The organism is Streptomyces sp. NBC_00209, from assembly GCF_045206345.1.
GTDB lineage: Bacteria > Actinomycetota > Actinomycetes > Streptomycetales > Streptomycetaceae > Streptomyces.
In genome coordinates, this window is sequence record NZ_CP108121.1 from 2,521,301 (window position 1) to 2,540,541 (window position 19,241).

General features: G+C 71.7%; 19 protein-coding genes and 2 pseudogenes. 13 read left to right on the forward strand and 8 right to left on the reverse strand.

The window, feature by feature from the left end; translation table 11 throughout:
- Nucleotides 1-23: 23 nt before the first annotated feature.
- Both OG867_RS11005 and OG867_RS11010 read right to left on the reverse strand, forming a co-directional pair.
- Complete coding sequence (locus OG867_RS11005) at nt 24-968, reverse strand: DeoR/GlpR family DNA-binding transcription regulator (protein ID WP_406284651.1); 945 nt, start codon at nt 966-968, stop codon at nt 24-26.
- A gap of 129 nt (nt 969-1,097) precedes the next feature.
- On the reverse strand, nt 1,098-2,537 hold the full coding sequence (locus tag OG867_RS11010) for an NAD(P)H-quinone dehydrogenase (RefSeq protein ID WP_328901936.1): 1,440 nt from the start codon (nt 2,535-2,537) through the stop codon (nt 1,098-1,100).
- Between the two features lie 261 nt (nt 2,538-2,798).
- On the opposite strand from OG867_RS11010, the gene OG867_RS11015 reads away from it, so the two are divergent.
- The 3 genes from OG867_RS11015 to OG867_RS11025 all read left to right on the forward strand — a co-directional run bounded on the left by OG867_RS11015 (nt 2,799) and on the right by OG867_RS11025 (nt 6,003).
- Nucleotides 2,799-3,236, forward strand: a complete 438-nt coding sequence (locus OG867_RS11015; protein ID WP_328904439.1) for a gamma-glutamylcyclotransferase — start codon at nt 2,799-2,801, stop codon at nt 3,234-3,236.
- 105 nt (nt 3,237-3,341) lie between these two features.
- Entirely contained in the window at nt 3,342-4,166 is an 825-nt protein-coding gene (locus OG867_RS11020) for a purine-nucleoside phosphorylase (RefSeq protein WP_328901935.1), read from the forward strand.
- Nucleotides 4,167-4,356: 190 nt separating this feature from the next.
- The gene (locus tag OG867_RS11025) at nt 4,357-6,003 is read left to right on the forward strand and encodes a phospho-sugar mutase (protein WP_406284654.1); all 1,647 of its coding nucleotides are present in this window, start codon (nt 4,357-4,359) and stop codon (nt 6,001-6,003) included.
- 37 nt (nt 6,004-6,040) lie between these two features.
- Here OG867_RS11025 and OG867_RS11030 read toward each other — a convergent pair.
- Nucleotides 6,041-6,988, reverse strand: a pseudogene (locus OG867_RS11030) (M24B family metallopeptidase); the annotation flags it as partial.
- Between OG867_RS11030 and OG867_RS11035 the strand changes: the two are divergent.
- Nucleotides 6,928-7,131 (forward strand): annotated as a pseudogene (locus tag OG867_RS11035) (LuxR family transcriptional regulator); the annotation flags it as partial. The pseudogenes OG867_RS11030 and OG867_RS11035 overlap by 61 nt on opposite strands.
- 21 nt (nt 7,132-7,152) lie before the next feature.
- Here the strand turns inward: OG867_RS11035 and OG867_RS11040 are convergent.
- Nucleotides 7,153-7,791, reverse strand: a complete 639-nt coding sequence (locus OG867_RS11040; RefSeq protein WP_328901931.1) for a PH domain-containing protein — start codon at nt 7,789-7,791, stop codon at nt 7,153-7,155.
- Between the two features lie 135 nt (nt 7,792-7,926).
- Between OG867_RS11040 and deoC the strand changes: the two genes are divergently transcribed.
- The 3 genes from deoC to OG867_RS11055 are packed head-to-tail and all read left to right on the forward strand — an operon-like array spanning nt 7,927 to nt 11,253.
- Complete coding sequence (gene deoC, locus OG867_RS11045) at nt 7,927-8,874, forward strand: deoxyribose-phosphate aldolase (protein ID WP_406290888.1); 948 nt, start codon at nt 7,927-7,929, stop codon at nt 8,872-8,874.
- A gap of 5 nt (nt 8,875-8,879) precedes the next feature.
- Nucleotides 8,880-10,319 (forward strand): aldehyde dehydrogenase family protein, encoded by a 1,440-nt coding sequence (locus OG867_RS11050; RefSeq protein WP_406284656.1) that lies wholly within the window; start codon nt 8,880-8,882, stop codon nt 10,317-10,319.
- On the forward strand, nt 10,309-11,253 hold the full coding sequence (locus tag OG867_RS11055; RefSeq protein ID WP_406284658.1) for an aldehyde dehydrogenase family protein: 945 nt from the start codon (nt 10,309-10,311) through the stop codon (nt 11,251-11,253). Before OG867_RS11050 ends, OG867_RS11055 begins: the two co-directional genes overlap by 11 nt.
- Before the next feature lie 83 nt (nt 11,254-11,336).
- On the opposite strand, the gene OG867_RS11060 is transcribed toward OG867_RS11055, so the two are convergent.
- Nucleotides 11,337-11,753 carry a hypothetical protein gene (locus tag OG867_RS11060; protein WP_328901928.1) on the reverse strand — a complete coding sequence of 139 codons (417 nt, stop codon included), beginning with the start codon at nt 11,751-11,753 and terminating at the stop codon, nt 11,337-11,339.
- Between the two features lie 177 nt (nt 11,754-11,930).
- Here OG867_RS11060 and OG867_RS11065 point away from each other — a divergent pair, with 177 nt between their 5' ends.
- Nucleotides 11,931-12,545 (forward strand): ATP-binding protein, encoded by a 615-nt coding sequence (locus OG867_RS11065; RefSeq protein ID WP_406290890.1) that lies wholly within the window; start codon nt 11,931-11,933, stop codon nt 12,543-12,545.
- 163 nt (nt 12,546-12,708) lie between these two features.
- Here OG867_RS11065 and OG867_RS11070 read toward each other — a convergent pair whose 3' ends face one another.
- Nucleotides 12,709-13,455 (reverse strand): SigE family RNA polymerase sigma factor, encoded by a 747-nt coding sequence (locus OG867_RS11070; RefSeq protein WP_328901927.1) that lies wholly within the window; start codon nt 13,453-13,455, stop codon nt 12,709-12,711.
- Between the two features lie 212 nt (nt 13,456-13,667).
- Here OG867_RS11070 and afsQ1 point away from each other — a divergent pair, with 212 nt between their 5' ends.
- From afsQ1 to OG867_RS11095, 5 genes are all read left to right on the forward strand, one after another.
- A complete protein-coding gene (gene afsQ1 / locus OG867_RS11075) occupies nt 13,668-14,345 on the forward strand; it encodes a two-component system response regulator AfsQ1 (protein ID WP_026171255.1) in 678 nt (225 codons plus the stop codon).
- Complete coding sequence (locus OG867_RS11080) at nt 14,342-15,883, forward strand: HAMP domain-containing sensor histidine kinase (protein ID WP_328901926.1); 1,542 nt, start codon at nt 14,342-14,344, stop codon at nt 15,881-15,883. Before afsQ1 ends, OG867_RS11080 begins: the two co-directional genes overlap by 4 nt.
- Entirely contained in the window at nt 15,880-16,491 is a 612-nt protein-coding gene (locus OG867_RS11085; protein ID WP_328901925.1) for a hypothetical protein, read from the forward strand. The genes OG867_RS11080 and OG867_RS11085 overlap by 4 nt, the downstream gene beginning before the upstream one ends.
- A gap of 88 nt (nt 16,492-16,579) precedes the next feature.
- Nucleotides 16,580-17,131 (forward strand): VanZ family protein, encoded by a 552-nt coding sequence (locus OG867_RS11090; protein WP_406284662.1) that lies wholly within the window; start codon nt 16,580-16,582, stop codon nt 17,129-17,131.
- A 90-nt stretch (nt 17,132-17,221) separates the two neighbouring features.
- The gene (locus tag OG867_RS11095) at nt 17,222-17,425 is read left to right on the forward strand and encodes a PspC domain-containing protein (protein ID WP_328901923.1); all 204 of its coding nucleotides are present in this window, start codon (nt 17,222-17,224) and stop codon (nt 17,423-17,425) included.
- A gap of 72 nt (nt 17,426-17,497) precedes the next feature.
- On the opposite strand, the gene OG867_RS11100 is transcribed toward OG867_RS11095, so the two are convergent.
- Both OG867_RS11100 and OG867_RS11105 read right to left on the reverse strand, forming a co-directional pair.
- Nucleotides 17,498-17,812 carry a hypothetical protein gene (locus OG867_RS11100; protein WP_328901922.1) on the reverse strand — a complete coding sequence of 105 codons (315 nt, stop codon included), beginning with the start codon at nt 17,810-17,812 and terminating at the stop codon, nt 17,498-17,500.
- Between the two features lie 134 nt (nt 17,813-17,946).
- A complete protein-coding gene (locus tag OG867_RS11105; RefSeq protein WP_406284665.1) occupies nt 17,947-19,101 on the reverse strand; it encodes an adenosine deaminase in 1,155 nt (384 codons plus the stop codon).
- Nucleotides 19,102-19,241 lie beyond the last annotated feature (140 nt).

Below are 19,241 nucleotides of genomic sequence, written 5' to 3' on the forward strand. Positions count from 1 at the left end.
GGTCCGGGGGCAGCGCCCCCGAGCTACCGCCGCCGCAGATCCGCCACCCGCGCCCGGTCCCGCTCACCGGCCCCCGCGTCACCAAGCGCCCGCAACCCCTGCCCCTGCGTACGCCGCTGCCCGGGCAACGGCATCTCGCGCCGAGCGGGCCGCCCGCCCCCCGCCCCCGGCTCCGCGGCCGACGGGGCCGCACCCGCGACAGCGATCCGTACGCCCTGATCCGCCAACGCCTGCAACTCCGCCGCCGACCGATCGTCATGCGCGGCGGGCTCGTCCGTCACCAGATGGGTGATGAGATCCGTCGGCACGGTCTGGAACATCGTGTCGGAACCGAGCTTCGTGTGGTCCGCGAGGACCACCACCTCCGCCGCGGCCTGCACCAGCGCCCGGTCCACGCTCGCGGAGAGCATGTTGGACGTGGAGAGCCCGCGCTCGGCGGTGAGCCCGCTCCCGGACAGGAACGCGCGGGAGACCCGCAGCCCCTGGAGGGACTGCTCGGCCCCGCTGCCCACCAGGGCGTAGTTGGAGCCACGCAGGGTGCCCCCGGTCATCACCACCTCCACCCGGTTGGCATGGGCCAGCGCCTGGGCGACGAGCAGCGAGTTGGTGACGACGGTCAGGCCGGGGACGCGCGCGAGCCGGCGGGCCAGCTCCTGCGTGGTCGTACCGGCACCGACGACGATGGCCTCGCCTTCTTCGACCAGGCCGGCGGCCAGGTCGGCGATGGCCGTTTTCTCCGCGGTGGCGAGATGGGATTTCTGCGGAAAGCCGGACTCCCGCGTAAAACCGCCCGGCAAGACCGCACCGCCATGCCGGCGGTCGAGGAGTCCTTCTGCCTCCAGTGCCCGCACGTCCCGCCGTACGGTCACTTCGGAGGTCTGGACGACGCGGGCGAGCTCACGGAGCGATACCGCCCCGTTGGCGCGCACCATTTCGAGGATCAACTGACGACGTTCTGCAGCGAACACGAAACTGACAGTAACGTGACCGCGCGAGACTTTTCAGCAGTTTGCGCCGAATAGAAGAAGTTGTACACACAGGCGGTCACCAAGTGATATAGGAGACCGCCTTGTTGTCGTCTCCTGATCGAACAGCGGTCACGCCCCGCCCGTGCGCTTACGGCTGTGCAACTGGCGGGCCACTTCGGCGATCGATCCCGACAGGGACGGGTACACGGTGAAGGTGTTCGCGATCTGGTCGACCGTCAGATTGTTGTCGACCGCGATCGAGATCGGGTGGATCAGCTCGCTCGCCCGGGGGGCGACGACACAGCCGCCGACGATGATGCCGGTGCCGGGGCGACAGAAGATCTTGACGAAGCCGTCCCGGATGCCCTGCATCTTCGCGCGCGGGTTGCGCAGCAGCGGCAGCTTGACGACCAGCGCCTCGATCTTGCCCGCGTCGACATCCGCCTGGGTGTAGCCGACGGTGGCGATCTCCGGGTCGGTGAAGACGTTCGAGGAGACCGTCTTGAGGTCCAGCGGGGCCACCGCGTCGCCGAGGAAGTGGTACATGGCGATGCGGCCCTGCATGGCGGCGACGGAGGCGAGCGCGAAGATGCCGGTGACGTCACCGGCCGCGTAGACGCCGGGCGCGCTGGTACGGGAGACCTTGTCGGTCCAGATGTGCCCGGAGTCCTTGAGCCGGACGCCGGCCTCCTCCAGGCCCATGCCCGCGGTGTTCGGGATGGCGCCGACGGCCATCAGGCAGTGCGTGCCGGAGATGACCCGGCCGTCGGCGAGGGTCACCTCGACCCGGTCGCCGACGCGCTTGGCGGACTGGGCGCGGGAACGGGCCATGACGTTCATGCCGCGCCGCCGGAACACGTCCTCCAGGACGGCCGCCGCGTCGGGGTCCTCGCCGGGGAGCACCCGGTCGCGGGACGAGACGAGGGTGACGCGCGAGCCGAGGGCCTGGTAGGCGCCGGCGAACTCGGCACCGGTCACACCGGAACCGACGACGATGAGCTCCTGCGGCAGCTCGTCCAGGTCGTAGACCTGGGTCCAGTTCAGGATGCGCTCGCCGTCCGGCTGCGCGTCCGGGATCTCCCGGGGGTGCCCGCCGGTCGCGATCAGCACGGCGTCCGCGGTGAGCGTCTCCTCCGTACCGTCGGCGGCCGTGACGACGACCTGGCGGGAGCCGTCGGCGGCCTGAAGGCCCTCCAGACGGCCGCGGCCGCGCATGACGCGGGCGCCGGCGCGGGTGACGGAGGCGGTGATGTCGTGCGACTGGGCGAGCGCGAGGCGCTTGACGCGGCGGTTGACCTTCCCCAGATCGACGCCGACCACCCGCGCGGCCTGCTCTATGTGCGGGGTGTCGTCCGCGACGATGATGCCCAGCTCCTCGTACGAGGAGTCGAAGGTGGTCATCACCTCGGCCGTCGCGATCAGGGTCTTCGAGGGCACGCAGTCGGTGAGGACGGACGCGCCGCCGAGGCCGTCACAGTCGACGACGGTCACCTCCGCGCCGAGCTGGGCACCCACCAGGGCCGCCTCGTACCCGCCGGGTCCGCCGCCGATGATCACGATCCGGGTCACGAAAAGTCCGCCTCGCGTTTCTCGTCCCACGGCCGTCTGCTGTCCCGGCCGGGGGTCCGGGGGATCGCCCCGGGGGAATGCAGTACGTACTTCATTGTCCCGCACGCGCCAAGGTGCTTCTCCCCGGGGCCCTCCATACGTGCGCCGGGGCGCACGGCGCGCGTGCGCTGCGGACACATCCGCCCCGTTCCCGCCGCCCCTCGGGGGTCGTTCCTCACAGGAACCGGCATGCCCGCCGCCACCTCCCGTACCCTCGATCCCATGTCGCTCTACGCCGCGTACGCCGGCAACCTCGACGCGCGGCTGATGACGCGCCGCGCCCCGCACTCACCGCTGCGCGGGACCGGCTGGCTGAACGGCTGGCGGCTGACCTTCGGCGGGGAGCAGATGGGCTGGGAGGGCGCGCTGGCCACCGTGGTGGAGGCGCCCCGCTCGCAGGTCTTCGTCGCCCTGTACGACCTGGCCCCCATGGACGAGGACTCCATGGACCGCTGGGAGGGCGTCGGCCTCGACATCTACCGCCGCATGCGGATCCGGGTGCACACCCTGGACGGCGAGGAGCCGGCCTGGATGTATGTGCTGAACGGCTACGAGGGCGGCCTGCCGTCCGCCCGCTATCTGGGCGAGCTCGCGGACGCGGCGGAATCGGCGGGCGCGCCGCACGACTACGTGATGGAACTGCGCAAGCGCCCCTGCTGACGGGACCGGTCGCCGACCCGATTGTCGGAACGCACGAACGATTCACTCAAGACTCTGTACAGGCGCATCTACGCGCGTAGGGGTTCAGCGGTTACGCTCATCCGCGTGAACGCATCACTTATTCCGGACCACATCCAGGGCGACCCGCACGCCGCCGCCGCCGACGCCGCCGCCCGCCTGCGCGAGCTGACCGGTGCCGAGACTCACGACGTCGCCCTCGTGATGGGCTCCGGCTGGGCGCCGGCCGCTGCCGCGCTCGGCGTTCCGGCGGCCGAGTTCCCGGTGACGGCCCTGCCCGGCTTCCCGGCGCCCGCCGTCGAGGGCCACGGCGGCACGATCCGCTCGCACGTGATCGGCGACAAGCGGGCCCTGGTGTTCCTGGGCCGCACGCACTACTACGAGGGCCGCGGCGTCGCCGCCGTCGCGCACGGGGTCCGTACGGCGGTCGCCGCGGGGTGCCGGACGGTCATCCTGACGAACGGCTGCGGCGGCCTGCGGGAGGGCATGCGCCCCGGGCAGCCCGTCCTGATCAGCGACCACATCAACCTCACGGCTGCCTCGCCGATCGTCGGCGCGAACTTCGTGGACCTCACCGACCTGTACTCGCCGCGCCTGCGCGCGCTGTGCAAGGAGGTGGACGAGACGCTCGAAGAGGGCGTGTACGTCCAGTTCCCCGGCCCGCACTACGAGACTCCGGCCGAGATCAACATGGTCCGCGTCATGGGCGGCGACCTGGTCGGCATGTCCACGGTCCTGGAGGCGATTGCCGCCCGGGAGGCGGGGGCCGAGGTACTGGGCCTGTCTTTGGTGACGAACCTGGCGGCGGGGTTGAGCGGGGAGCCGCTGAATCACGAGGAGGTCCTTCAGGCGGGGCGGGATTCCGCGACGCGGATGGGGTCCCTGCTGTCGCGGGTGCTGGACCGGATCTGAGGTTGTCCTGGGGAGCGCTGCCCCCGGGCCCCCGCTCCTCAATCGCCGGAGGGCTCAGCTGTAGCCTCGCCGGCGTTTGAGGCGCGGGGTCCGGGGGCAGCGCCCCGGTTTCGGGAAGGGGCGGGTAGGGGACAAGGCCCGCCGCAGGCGCAACGCACCCGCACCGCACACCGCACACGAAAGGCACCCCGTGACGACACCCCCGGACCTCCTCGCCCGCGCCAGCGCCTGGCTCGCGGAGGACCCCGACCCCGACACCCGCGAAGAGCTCGCCAAGCTCATCGCCGCCGAGGACACCCCCGAGCTCACCACCCGCTTCGCGGGCACGCTCCAGTTCGGCACCGCCGGACTGCGCGGCGAGCTCGGCGCAGGACCGATGCGCATGAACCGCTCCGTGGTCATCCGCGCCGCCGCCGGCCTCGCCGCGTACCTGAAGGACCAGGGGCGGACCGGCGGTCTCGTCGTCATCGGCTACGACGCCCGCTACAAGTCGGCCGACTTCGCGCGGGACACCGCCGCGGTGATGACCGGCGCCGGCCTCCGCGCGGCGGTCCTCCCCCGCCCGCTGCCCACCCCCGTGCTGGCGTACGCCATAAGGCACCTGGGCGCCGTCGCCGGCGTCGAGGTGACCGCCAGCCACAACCCGCCCCGTGACAACGGCTACAAGGTCTACCTCGGCGACGGCTCGCAGATCGTGCCGCCGGCGGACGGCGAGATCGCCGCGGCCATCGCGGCGGTCGGACCGCTGGACACCGTGGACCGCCCGGCGACCGGCTGGGAGATCCTGGGCGACGAGGTCCTGGAGGCGTACCTGGCGCGGACGGACGCCGTGCTCGACACGGGTTCGCCGCGCACCGCCCGCACCGTGTACACGGCGATGCACGGCGTCGGCGCCTCCGTGCTCACCGCCGCGTTCGACCGGGCCGGCTTCCCGGCCCCCGTGCTCGTCGCGGAGCAGGCCGAGCCGGACCCCGCGTTCCCCACCGTGGCCTTCCCCAATCCGGAGGAGCCCGGCGCGATGGACCTCGCGTTCACCACCGCGCGCCGCGCGAAACCGGATCTCGTCATCGCGAACGACCCGGACGCGGACCGCTGTGCCGTCGCCGTGCCGGACCCGGCGGCGGACGGCGGCTGGCGGATGCTGCGGGGCGACGAGACCGGCGCGCTGCTCGCCGCGCACCTGGTGCGCCGGGGCGCCACGGGCGTGTTCGCGGAGTCGATCGTCTCGTCGTCGCTGCTGGGCCGGATCGCCGAGGAGGCGGGCCTGGGCTACGAGGAGACCCTGACGGGCTTCAAGTGGATCGCCCGGGTCGAGGGGCTGCGTTACGGGTACGAGGAGGCGTTGGGCTACTGCGTGGACCCGGACGGCGTCCGCGACAAGGACGGCATCACGGCCGCGCTGCTCGTCGCCGAGCTCGCCTCCGTACTGAAGGAGCAGGGGCGCACGCTCCTGGACCTGCTGGACGACCTCGCGCTCGAACACGGGCTGCACGCGACCGACCAGCTGTCGGTGCGGGTCGAGGACCTGTCGGTCATCGCGGACGCGATGCGCCGCCTGCGCGAGCAGCCGCCGGCCGCCCTGGCGGGGCTGCCCGTGACCTCGGCCGAGGACCTGTCGCGGGGCACGGACCGGCTGCCGCCGACCGACGGGCTGCGCTACACGCTCGACGGCGCCCGGGTGATCGTCCGCCCGAGCGGCACCGAGCCGAAGCTGAAGTGCTACCTGGAGGTCGTCGTGCCGGTGGGCTCCGCCGACGCCCTGCCGGCGGCCCGCGCCCGGGCCACGGAGCTGCTGACCGGCATCAAGCGCGACCTGGCGGCAGCGGCGGGCATCTGAGACGGGGCGGCCGGGGCCCGGCCCGGCCGCCCTCCGCTCAGCCCGCCACCCGCGCCATCCACGCCTCGACCTCGTCCGCCGAGCGCGGGAGCCCCGCCGACAGGTTCTCGTGGCCGGAGTCCGTCACGAGGAGGTCGTCCTCGATGCGGACGCCGATGCCGCGCCACTCCTCCGGGACCGTCAGGTCGTCCGGCTGGAAGTACAGCCCGGGCTCGACGGTCAGCACCATGCCCGGCTCCAGCACCCCGTCGACGTACGCCTCGTTGCGCGCCCGGGCGCAGTCGTGGACGTCCAGGCCGAGCATGTGACCGGTGCCCGCCATGGTGAAGCGGCGCTGGAGGCCGAGTGCGTACGCCCGCTCGGCCGGGCCCTCGATGAAGCCCCACTCCACGAGCCGGGCGGCGAGATGGCGCTGCGCGGCCTCGTGGAAGTCGCGGTAGTGGGCGCCCGGCTTCACCGCGGCCATTCCCGCCTCCTGCGCCTCGTACACCGCGTCGTAGACCTTCCGCTGGAGCGGTGTGAACGTGCCGCTGACGGGAAGGGTGCGCGTGACGTCGGCGGTGTGGAGGGTGCGGGTCTCCACGCCCGCGTCGAACAGGAGCAGGTCGCCGGGGCGCACGGGGCCGTCGTTGTCCGTCCAGTGCGTGATCGTGGCGTGGTCGCCGGCGGCGCGGATGGAGCCGTAGCCGACGGCGTTGCCCTCCAGGCGGGCGTGGCGGAAGAACGTGCCCTCGATCCACCGCTCCGAGGTCGCGACGGCCCCCGAGAGGTCGCCGATCGCGTCGGTGAAGCCGCGCACGGTGGAGTCGACGGCCTTGCGCGGCTCGCCGAGCTCCCAGGCGTCCTTGACGAGCCGGAGGTCGCTCAGCGCCTCCGCCGGCTCCGCGTCGCGCTCCTCGTCGGTGACGACCGCCCGCTCCAGGGACGACGCGCCCGGGCGGGCTGGCGCCCTCGGACCGGCGGCTGCTGTGGCTGCCGGCGAGCGGCACGAGCGACGAGGTGATCGCGCGCGAGCTGGACATCAGCCGCCGCACGCTGTTCCGCCGACTGCAGGTCCTGATGGCCGGACTGGGCGCCGTGAACCGCTTCCAGCCGGCGTTGCAGGCGCAGCGCCAGGGCTGGCTGTGAGCGCCCGGGATGTCTCGGACGTCAGCCGGTCGCGCCGAGGACCACGAGCAGCACCGCGCCGACGACGGCCGGGGCGATGACCTCGTACGCCCAGCGCACCGAGGCGGTGGGGGCGTCGGCCACGGGCTTGTCGCCTGCGCGCTCGGACAGCTCGCGCAGGTCCGAGACGGTCTGGTCGGCGGCCGCGGTGCGGGCCTTGGTGTTGCGTACGTCGGCGATCGTGGACGTACGCCGGTACGGGTCGTCCATCGCCTGCCGGGACTGCTGGCGGGCGGCCTTCTTGCGCTGCCGCAGCGATACGGGAACGGCCCAGAGCTGGAACTTCGTGCCGTCGTGCGTGAAGAGCTCGCTCGAATACCCGGCCCGTACGTCGGCGACGTCGCTCCACGGCAGCGTGATCGTGCGGAACGGGTTGCGGATGCGGATGCGCTGGTCGTTCGCGGCGACCACCGGGCGCAGCGTGAAGGCCACGATCAGGGGCAGCGCGGTCAGCATCCCGGCGAGCGCCATCCATGGCGCCCGGCCGTCGCCCCGGAACACGGCGTCGCCGCCGATCCCGCAGACGAGCACGAGGAGCAGGACGCCGCCGGCCAGCCCGGCGGGCGACCGGAAGGTCCGGTCGGCGTAGGTGGGCTCGTCGGCAGGCGTGGGGCTCGTCATGAGCCCGATTGTGCCTGACGCACCCGCGAGGCGCGGTGGCGGCCGACGCGCGGGGGCGCGGAGGGCGGGGGACGCACGGATGACCTGGGTCCCTGTACAGGTCGCTACGCGCGTAGATATGCTCATGTGGTGACCATGCCCACCACCCTCCCCGCATTCGCCGACGCGACGGCGTCCGACAGTGCGCTGCGCCGCTTCCTGCACGGGCTGCCCGGCGTCGACCCGGTCGGCCTCGAAGCGCGCGCCGCAGCCCTCGGAACCAGGTCGATCAAGACGACGGCGAAGGCGTACGCCATCGACCTCGCGATCTCGATGATCGACCTGACGACGCTCGAAGGCGCGGACACCCCCGGCAAGGTCCGGGCCCTCGCCGCCAAGGCCGTCAACCCCGATCCCACCGACCGCACGACGCCGCGCACCGCCGCGGTCTGCGTCTACCCCGACATGGCCGCCACCGCTGCCGCCGCCCTGGCCGGCTCCGGCGTGAAGGTGGCGTCCGTGGCGACGGCCTTCCCCGCCGGGCGCGCCGCGCTCGACGTGAAGCTCGCGGACGTCCGGGACGCCGTGGCGGCCGGGGCCGACGAGATCGACATGGTGATCGACCGGGGCGCGTTCCTGGCAGGCCGCTATCTGAAGGTGTACGAGGAGATCCTCGCCGTGAAGGCGGAGTGCGGCTCCGCCCGGCTCAAGGTGATCTTCGAGACCGGTGAGCTGTCCACGTACGACAACATCCGGCGGGCCTCGTGGCTCGGGATGCTGGCCGGCGCGGACTTCATCAAGACCTCGACCGGCAAGGTGGCGGTGAACGCCACGCCCGCGAACACCCTGCTGATGCTGGAGGCGGTGCGCGACTTCCGCGCGCAGACCGGCGTCCAGATCGGCGTGAAGCCGGCCGGCGGCATCCGCACCTCGAAGGACGCGATCAAGTTCCTCGTGCTGGTCAACGAGACGGCGGGCGAGGACTGGCTGGACAACCACTGGTTCCGCTTCGGCGCCTCCAGCCTGCTGAACGACCTGCTGATGCAGCGCCAGAAGCTCAGCACCGGCCGTTACTCCGGCCCCGATTACGTGACGGTGGACTGATACCCATGGCATCCGCATTCGAGTACGCACCGGCGCCGGAATCCCGTTCCGTTGTCGACATCGCCCCCTCGTACGGCCTGTTCATCGACGGTGAGTTCACCGACGCGGCCGACGGCAAGGTCTTCAAGACGGTCAGCCCGTCCTCCGAGGAGGTGCTGTCCGAGGTCGCACGGGCCGGCGCCGACGACGTGGACCGGGCCGTGAAGGCGGCCCGTCGCGCGTTCGAGAAGTGGTCGGCGCTGCCCGGCTCCGAGCGCGCCAAGTACCTGTTCCGGATCGCCCGGATCATCCAGGAGCGCTCCCGCGAGCTGGCCGTCCTGGAGACCCTGGACAACGGCAAGCCGATCAAGGAGACCCGCGACGCGGACCTCCCGCTGGTCGCCGCGCACTTCTTCTACTACGCGGGCTGGGCCGACAAGCTGGATCACGCGGGATACGGCCCGAACCCGCGTCCGCTGGGCGTGGCCGGCCAGGTCATCCCGTGGAACTTCCCGCTGCTGATGCTCGCGTGGAAGATCGCCCCGGCGCTGGCCACGGGCAACACGGTCGTCCTGAAGCCCGCCGAGACGACGCCGCTGTCCGCGCTGTTCTTCGCGGACATCTGCCGCCAGGCCGGCCTGCCGAAGGGTGTCGTCAACATCCTGACGGGGTACGGCGACGCGGGCCAGGCGCTCGTGGAGCACGGGGACGTCGACAAGGTCGCGTTCACCGGTTCGACCGCCGTCGGCAAGGCCATCGCCCGGCAGGTCGCGGGGACGGACAAGAAGGTCACGCTGGAGCTGGGCGGCAAGGGCGCCAACATCGTCTTCGACGACGCCCCCATCGACCAGGCCGTCGAGGGCATCGTCACCGGCATCTTCTTCAACCAGGGCCAGGTGTGCTGCGCGGGCTCCCGGCTGCTGGTCCAGGAGTCGGTCCAGGACGAGCTGCTGGACGCGCTGAAGCGCCGTTTGTCCACGCTGCGCCTGGGCGACCCGCTGGACAAGAACACGGACATCGGCGCGATCAACTCCTCGGAGCAGCTGGCCCGGATCACCGCGCTCGTGGAGACCGGTGAGGCGGAGGGCGCGGAGCGCTGGAGCGCCCCGTGCGAACTGCCGTCGGCCGGTTACTGGTTCGCCCCGACGCTCTTCACCCACGTCACCCAGGCGCACACGATCGCCCGCGACGAGATCTTCGGCCCGGTGCTGTCGGTGCTGTCGTTCCGTACGCCGGACGAGGCGGTCGCCAAGGCGAACAACAGCCAGTACGGCCTGTCGGCCGGTATCTGGACGGAGAAGGGCTCGCGCATCCTCGCGGTGGCGAACAAGCTCCGGGCGGGCGTCGTCTGGGCCAACACGTTCAACAAGTTCGACCCGACCTCGCCGTTCGGCGGTTACAAGGAGTCGGGCTTCGGCCGCGAAGGCGGCCGTCACGGCCTGGAGGCGTACCTCGATGTCCGATAACCGTCTGAGCGTCTTCAAGACCTACAAGCTGTACGTCGGGGGCAAGTTCCCCCGCTCCGAGAGCGGCCGGGTGTACGAGGTGACGGACTCGAAGGGCAAGTGGCTGGCGAACGCGCCCCAGTCCTCCCGCAAGGACGCGCGCGACGCGGTCGGGGCCGCCCGCAAGGCGTTCGGCGGCTGGTCCGGCGCGACCGCGTACAACCGCGGCCAGATCCTCTACCGCGTCGCGGAGATGCTGGAGGGCCGCCGCGAGCAGTTCGTACGCGAGGTGGCCGAGGCGGAGGGCCTGTCGAAGTCCAAGGCGGCGGCCGTCGTGGACGCGGCGGTGGACCGCTGGGTCTGGTACGCGGGCTGGACGGACAAGATCGCCCAGGTCGTGGGCGGCGCGAACCCGGTCGCGGGCCCGTTCTTCAACCTGTCGACGCCCGAACCGACCGGTGTGGTCACGGTCCTGGCCCCGCAGGAGTCCTCGTTCCTCGGCCTGGTCTCGGTGATCGCCCCGGTGATCGCGGCCGGCAACACCGTGGTCGTGGTGGCCTCCGCGAAGGCCCCGCTGCCCGCACTGTCGCTGGGCGAGGTGCTGGCCACCTCGGACCTGCCGGGCGGTGTGGTCAACGTCCTGTCGGGGAAGACCGCGGAGATCGCCGCACCGCTCGCCGCCCACCAGGACGTGAACGGCATCGACCTGACGGGGGCGGACGCGGACCTGGCGAAGGAGCTGGAGATCGCGGCGGCGGACAACCTGAAGCGCGTTTCGCGCCCACCCGTCTCCCGCCGCCACCCCGAAAAGGAAGCGCAGAGCGCTGCTCATCCACAGGCTGTGGAAAGCGACTGGACCGCCGACCCGGGCACGCACCGCCTGACGGCGTTCCTGGAGACCAAGACGGTCTGGCACCCGACGGGCGCGCTGGGCGCGTCGGGCTCCTCGTACTGACCGCGTACGGCTGGACGTAACGGACACGGCCCGTTCCCCGGAGGCACCTCCGGGGAACGGGCCGTCCCGCTGCCGGCGGAAACTCAGCCGCGCAGCCCCTCCACGACCGGGCCCACGACGGGCAGGTCCTTGATGGCCCCGCCGCTCGTCAGCGGATCGGTGACCAGCGCGGTCGAGAGCGGCTTGAAGTCGGCGACCTGGGTGCCCACCGCGTTGTCCAGCGGGTCCGTGCCCGTGCCGGCCAGCGGGTCGAGCCGCAGGTGGGTGACGGGCGCGACGCTGTGCTCCAGCGACTGCCCGAGCGCCCCGGTGACCGCGCCGCCGGCCGCGTCGGTGGCCTCCGCGAGGCCGACGCCGGCCCCGGTCTCCTGGACGACGGGGAGCGGGGCGGCCTGCGCCGCCGCACCCCCCGCGCCGAGTGCGGCGCCGACCGCGGTGACGGTCAGACCTGCGCGCAGCAGGGTGCGGCGCCGGGACTTGGAAAGTGCGTGACGTGCCATGGATTTCCCACCTGATCGAGCCGATCGAACCATCGGCCGCGTAATCGACCGAACGCACAGCGTAGTTGAGGTGTGATGCGCGATACCAACAAGACCTCCGGGGGGTCCCACGTGCGGGTCAATGCCGCACACTCGTGTCCTGTGAGTTCCCAAGCGCTTTCGACCCGCGTCGTCCTCCTGACGGGCCCCTCCGGCTCCGGCAAGTCGTCCCTCGCCGCCCGCACCGGCCTCCCGGTGCTGCGGCTCGACGACTTCTACAAGGAGGCCGGCGACCCCACCCTGCCGCTGGTCACCGGCAGTACGGACATCGACTGGGACTCCCCGGGCTCCTGGGACGCCGACGCGGCGGTCACCGCGATCACGGAGCTCTGCCGGACCGGCCGCACCGACATCCCGGTGTACGACATCTCCACCAGCTCCCGCACCGGGCACGAGGTCCTGCACATCGGGCGCACCCCGCTCTTCGTCGCCGAGGGCATCTTCGCGGCCGACATCATCGACCGCTGCCAGTCCCTCGGCCTCCTGGCCGACGCCCTCTGCCTGCGCGGCCGCCCCTCCACGACCTTCCGCCGCCGCCTCCTGCGCGACCTGCGCGAGGGCCGTAAGTCGGTGCCGTTGCTGCTGCGGAGGGGTTGGCGCCTGATGCGTACCGAACGCCGCATCGTGGCCCGCCACGTGGCGCTGGGTGCGCACGCGTGTGCGAAGCAGGAGGCGCTGGGCCGCCTGGCCGCGGCAGCGGCGGGCCGGTGCCGGAAACCGGCAGGAGCGAATGCAAGCCCCTCCGGCGATTGAGGAGCGGGGGTCCGGGGGCAGCGCCCCCGAAAACGCCGCGGGGCCGGACAGGACCCCCCGGCCCGTCCGACCCCGCGACTTCCCCGTACCCCGTTCCCCCGTGTCCCCCGTAACAACACCACCGCGTCCCCCGACGCGGCAGCGCCCCCGTTCCCCCCAGCCTTCAGGCCACCAGCTCGCCGAAGGACTCCTCCTCGTCACGGCCGAAGCTGAGGACCTCGTCCTCGCGCAGCCGGCGGAGCGACCGCCAGATGCTCGACTTCACCGTGCCGACACTGATGTCGAGGATCGACGCGATCTCGGGGTCCGTACGACCCTCGTAGTACCGCAGGACGAGCATCGTGCGCTGCAGCTCGGGAAGGCGCGCCAGCGCCTGCCAGAGCACGGCGCGCAGCTCCGTACCGCGCATCGCGTCCGTGTCGCCCGCCGTCTCCGGCAGCTCCTCGGTCGGGTATTCGTTCAGCTTGCGCCTGCGCCAGGCGCTGATGTGCAGATTGGTCATCGTGCGGCGCAGATAACCGCCGACAGCGGCCTTGTCGCTGATGCGGTCCCAGGCCCGGTACGTCGAGAAGAGGGCGCTCTGGAGCAGGTCCTCGGCCTCGAACCGGTCACCGGTCAGGTGGTAGGCGGTGGCGTACAGGGAGGCGCGGCGCTCCCGGACGTAGGCCGTGAACGCCGCTTCGGCGTCCCCGGACCGCTCCGGTGCCTTCCGCTCCCCCGAGTCCTCCCCGTACGCGCTTCCCCCGTTGCCCCCCGCGTCAACCACCGTCATGAATGACGTGTGCTGACGCCCGGCGCCACGAACGCACCCCCGTCCGTTCACTGCGGCGCCGGACTTCTCGGTGCTCCGTCCGACATCGTGGAGACGCGTGACAACTGCGCTTGCGTTGATGCTGTGAGTTGCGTTCATCTCGCGCCCCCCATCGGTGGAGTCCGTCCGTTCCTTGTGCCAACGAGCTTGCCGGGGCAGTTTCATGGCGCTGTCCGCCGACTGTCACAGGGCTGTCACAGGGCCCCGCGGCGGCACGAATCAGTGCTTCTGGATGCATGAGGGACGTATGGGGCACGCATCAGGGGGGACCAACTGTCGAACTGGGGCTCCCCATGGGTCAGAATGACCAAGTGCCTTTCCTGTTGCTGATCGAGGACGACGACGCCATCCGCACGGCCCTCGAACTCTCGCTGTCACGCCAGGGCCACCGTGTGGCCACCGCGGCGACGGGAGAGGACGGCCTCAACCTGCTGCGCGAGCAGCGCCCCGACCTGGTCGTGCTGGATGTGATGCTGCCCGGGATCGACGGTTTCGAGGTGTGCCGTCGCATCCGCCGCACCGACCAGCTGCCGATCATCCTGCTGACCGCCCGCAGCGACGACATCGACGTCGTGGTGGGTCTGGAGTCCGGCGCCGACGACTACGTGGTCAAGCCCGTGCAGGGCCGGGTGCTCGACGCCCGCATCCGCGCGGTGCTGCGCCGCGGCGAACGGGAGTCGACCGACTCCGCGACGTTCGGGAACGTGGTGATCGACCGCTCCGCCATGACCGTCACCAAGAACGGCGAGGATCTGCAGCTCACGCCGACCGAGCTGCGCCTCCTGCTCGAACTGAGCCGCCGGCCCGGCCAGGCCCTGTCCCGGCAGCAGCTCCTGCGCCTGGTCTGGGAGCACGACTACCTGGGCGACTCCCGGCTGGTCGACGCCTGTGTCCAGCGGCTGCGCGCCAAGGTGGAGGACGTACCGTCCTCGCCGACCCTGATCCGTACGGTCCGGGGCGTGGGTTACCGGCTGGACTCGCCGCAGTGAGCACGGCTGTGCGGCGGGGCCTGCGCGCCGGGCTCCGCTGGACCAGCCTGCGACTGCGGCTCGTCATCGTCTTCGGCCTGGTCGCGCTGACCGCCGCCGTGTCGGCCTCCGGTATCGCGTACTGGCTCAACCGCGAGGCCGTGCTGACGCGTACGCAGGACTCGGCGCTCGGGGACTTCCGCCAGGAGATGCAGTCCCGGGCGTCCTCGCTGCCGCTGCGCCCCTCCAAGGAGGACCTGCAGACGGCCGCCGTGCAGATGGCGAGCAGCAGCCCCGGCTACAGCGTGCTCCTGATCGACGAGCGCGACCCGGGCAAGCCCATCGTCGGCAACAGCGACCTGGACACCTTCACCCGCGACAACGTACCGCTGTCGTTGCAGGAGCAGGTGGACCGCAAGCAGCCGGTCAAGGCGGGCAACAAGTACGAGTACCACCTGTTCTGGCAGCGCACCTCGATACGCGGCACGCCGTATCTCGTCGCCGGTACGAAGATCATCGGCGGCGGGCCGACCGGCTACATGCTGAAGTCGCTCGACCAGGAGCGGCAGGACCTCAGCTCGCTCGCGTGGTCGCTGGGCATCGCCACGGCGCTCGCCCTGGTCGGCTCGGCGCTGCTCGCGCAGGCGGCGGCGACCACCGTGCTGCGCCCTGTGCAGCGGCTCGGGGACGCGGCCCGCAAGCTCGGCGAGGGCAAGCTCGACACCCGGCTCGTGGTGTCCGGCACCGATGAACTCGCTGATCTGTCACGTACGTTCAACCGGACCGCCGGCTCGCTGGAGAAGAAGATCGCGGACATGAGCGCCCGCGAGGAGGCCAGCCGCCGCTTCGTCGCCGACATGTCGCACGAGCTGCGTACGCCGCTGACGGCGCTCACCGCGGTCACGGAGGTGCTGGAGGACGAGGCCGACAGCTTCGACCCGATGATCGCGCCCGCGGTGAACCTGGTGGTCAGCGAGACCCGCCGGCTGAACGACCTCGTGGAGAACCTGATGGAGGTGACCCGCTTCGACGCGGGCACCGCCCGCCTCGTCCTGGACTACGTGGACGTCGCGGACCAGGTGACCGCCTGCATCGACGCCCGCGCCTGGCTGGACGCGGTCGAACTGGACGCCGAGCGCGGCACGATGGTCCGCCTCGACCCGCGCCGGCTCGACGTGATCCTCGCCAACCTGATCGGCAACGCGCTCAAGCACGGCGGTTCGCCGGTACGGGTCTCGGTGCGCATCGAGGGCGAGGAACTGGTCATCGAGGTACGGGACCACGGCCCCGGCATCCCCGAGGACGTCCTGCCGCACGTCTTCGACCGGTTCTACAAGGCGAGCGCCTCCAGGCCGCGTTCGGACGGCAGCGGGCTGGGGCTCTCCATCGCCATGGAGAACGCGCACATCCACGACGGCGACATCACCGCCCGCAACTCCCCCGACGGCGACGGCGCGGTCTTCGTGCTGCGCCTGCCGCGCGACCCCGGGGCGCCGAGCGGTGCCGCCGGGGACCACGACGCACCGATACCGGACCACCAGGAGGACGACGCGACGTGAGGCGCAGCGAACGCCGGGGACCCCGAACCGCCGCCGCCCTGGCAGGTGCCGCACTCTGTGCCGTACTGGCGGCGGGCTGCGGCATCCGTACGACCTCGGTGCCGGTGGACGCCGGTGCCGCCCCGTCCCGGGTGCCGTGCGCGATGCCCGCCGAGGACGCCGCGGCCCAGGCCGGGCAGGGCATCCCCGTGCAGGTGTACCTGGTCTGCGCCGCGCAGTTGGTGACGGTGGACCGGGCGGTGCAGGTCCAGGAGGCCGAGTCGGACCGGCCGGCGGTCGCCTCGGAGCTGCTGGACGAGTTGCGCAGGCAGCCCACGGCGGACGAACGGCAGGCGGGCTTCTCCACCGATGTGCCCGGCACGCTCCGCGTCTTCGCACCGCGCCCGGGCGACGCGAAGGACGCGCTGCGGCTCAACGAGCAGCCGGAGGACCTGCCGGCCGAGGCCCTGGCCCAGGTCGTCTGCACCTTCGCGGACAGCGAGGCCCTGACCCCCGGTGACACGGTGACGCTGGGCGGCCCGGGCGACTACCCGGCCCGCGGCTACCTGTGCACGGCGGAGACGAAGGCCAGCCCGAAGGCGATGCCGAGCACGGTGGGGGTGCCGTAGGGGGCCTGGGGGGGCTTGGGCCCGTCGTGAGGCAGGTCTCCCCAGGTCGGGCGGAACCGATCCGGCCACTGCCCGCGTCTAGGGCATCGTGCGTCAAGGTACGGACGGCCAGGCCGTCATCCGCTTCCGCGCGGTCGGAGTGTCACTGCTCCTCGCGCATCTGCTGCTCGTCGGGTGGCTCACCCTGCGTCCGCTGGACGTGCCGTGGATGAACGCCGCCAACCTCTCGCCGTTCGCCGGCATCAGGGCCGATCTGTCGCTCGGTCCCGCCGCCGCGTTCCGCCGGATCGGTGGCGGGCTGCTGCTCCTGGCTCCCCTGGGCGTGCTGCTCCCGATGGCCGGGGGCCGGCTGTACGTGTCCCCGTGGCTCTCGTTGGCCCGTACGGTCGCGGCCGGCTCCCTGATCTCGCTGGCCATCGAGCTGGGGCAGACCGGGGTGCCCGGCCAGGTGGTGGACGTGGACTCGCTGTTCCTGAACACGGCCGGCGTCGCCCTCGCCCACGTCCTGGTGGTGCCCGCGTGCCGGGCGCGCCTGCGGCGGCGCGGCGGAGCGACGCGGACGCATGTGGTGTCGCGCAGGGGGCACGAGGCCCCTCAGGGTTCGACCCCGACGATTTCCGGGGTCGGGATGGCCCCGTAGAGCGACGCTTCGTCCGGTTCGTCGCGGGACCATGGACGTATCGGGAGCACACCGGACTGCTCCCCGCAACGGTTCGCGAAGGAGCCCACCATGGCCGCACTTGCCCGCCCCCGTGACGGACGCATGCTCGGCGGAGTGTGCGCGGCGCTGGCGCGGCGTTTCGGCACGTCGGCGAGGACCATGCGCATCATCTTCGTGGTCTCGTGCCTGCTGCCGGGCCCGCAGTTCCTGCTCTACCTGGCGCTGTGGCTGCTGCTGCCCGAGGAGCGGTCGTCGTCCTCGGCCGCCTGGTAGTCGTTCCCGCACACATGCCGGTGGGCGGGCACCCGCTCGGGTGTCCGCCCACCGGTGTGGTCCTGCTTCGGCTCAGCCGCCGAGCGGCAGACCGTTGGCGGACAGGCCGCTGGTGGTCAGACCGCCGGCCGGCATGCCGCCGAGGAGGCCCTTGACGGGGGTGGTGGCGTCGCCGAGGAGCTTGGTCTGGCTGGTGCCGAGGACCTGGTCGGCGGTGTCCTGGACCGGCAGCGTCGAGGTGGCGTCGGCCAGGGCACCGGCGACGGGCAGAACGCTGGTCGCGGTCTCCAGCGGCAGCGCGGAGGCGGACGCGGTGCCTGCGGCGGCAGCGGCGAAAGCGGCACCGAGAGCGGCGACGCCGAGAGTCCTGGCGGCAGACTGCTTCATATGACATTCATCCTTGGGGAAGGGGATGTGAGCGGCTATGCAACGTAGTCAGCCGCGCCCCCGCTCCGCAAACATGCGACACCACGGGAAACGGCCGGGAAAACCTTTCCCCGGCCGTTTTGCTTACGCCTCCGTCAGCCGGCCAACGAGGAAGACACGCTGGTCGCAGCGGTCTGCTCGAAAAGCCATTCGGACTTCAGCTCGGCGTAGCCGGGCTTGATGACGTCATTGATCATCGCCAGACGTTCATCGAAAGGAATGAACGCCGACTTCATTCCATTGACGGTGAACCACTGCATGTCATCGAGCGTGTATCCGAAAGCATCGGTCAGCTTCTCGAATTCCCGGCTCATGCTCGTGCCGCTCATCAGCCGGTTGTCGGTGTTGACGGTGGCCCGGAAGTGCAGCTTGCGGAGCAGCCCGATGGGGTGCTCGGCGTACGAGGACGCGGCCCCGGTCTGGAGGTTGGACGTCGGGCACATCTCCAGCGGGATGCGCTTGTCCCGTACGTACGAGGCGAGCCGGCCCAGCTTGACCGAGCCGTCCTCCGCGACCTCGATGTCGTCGATGATGCGGACCCCGTGCCCGAGCCGGTCGGCGCCGCACCACTGGATGGCCTGCCAGATCGACGGCAGCCCGAATGCCTCGCCCGCGTGGATCGTGAAGTGGTTGTTCTCGCGCTTGAGGTACTCGAAGGCGTCCAGGTGCCGGGTGGGCGGGAAGCCGGCCTCGGCGCCCGCGATGTCGAAGCCGACGACGCCCTGGTCCCGGTAGCGGTTGGCGAGTTCGGCGATCTCCAGGGAGCGCGCGGCGTGCCGCATGGCGGTGAGCAGGGCGCCGACCCGGATGCGGTTGCCGTCCTGGCGGGCCCGCCGCTCGCCCTCGCGGAACCCTTCGTTGACGGCCTCGACCACCTCTTCGAGGGTCAGCCCGGCCTCCAGGTGCTGCTCGGGGGCGTACCGCACCTCGGCGTAGACGACCCCGTCGGCGGCCAGGTCCTCCGCGCACTCGGCGGCGACCCGGACCAGCGCGTCACGGGTCTGCATGACCGCGCAGGTGTGGGCGAACGTCTCCAGATACCGCTCCAGCGAACCGGAGTCCGCCGCCTCCCGGAACCAGATACCGAGTTTGTCGGGCTCGTTCTCGGGAAGCGCGTCGTAACCGGTCGCCGCGGCGAGTTCGACGATCGTTCCGGGGCGCAGGCCGCCGTCGAGGTGGTCGTGCAGAAGGACCTTGGGGGCACGCCGGATCTGATCCGGACCGGGCACGTGGAGGGTCGGGCTCATCATCCAGGCACTGTAGCGCCTACGCGCGTAGAGCGGGCTTGTCGTTGCATAACGGTACGGTCGAGCCGTCCCGCACCCCGCTGCGTAACAGACCCCGCGAACAGGGGTGGCGGACGGACGCTCGTCTGACACTGTTACGCCAT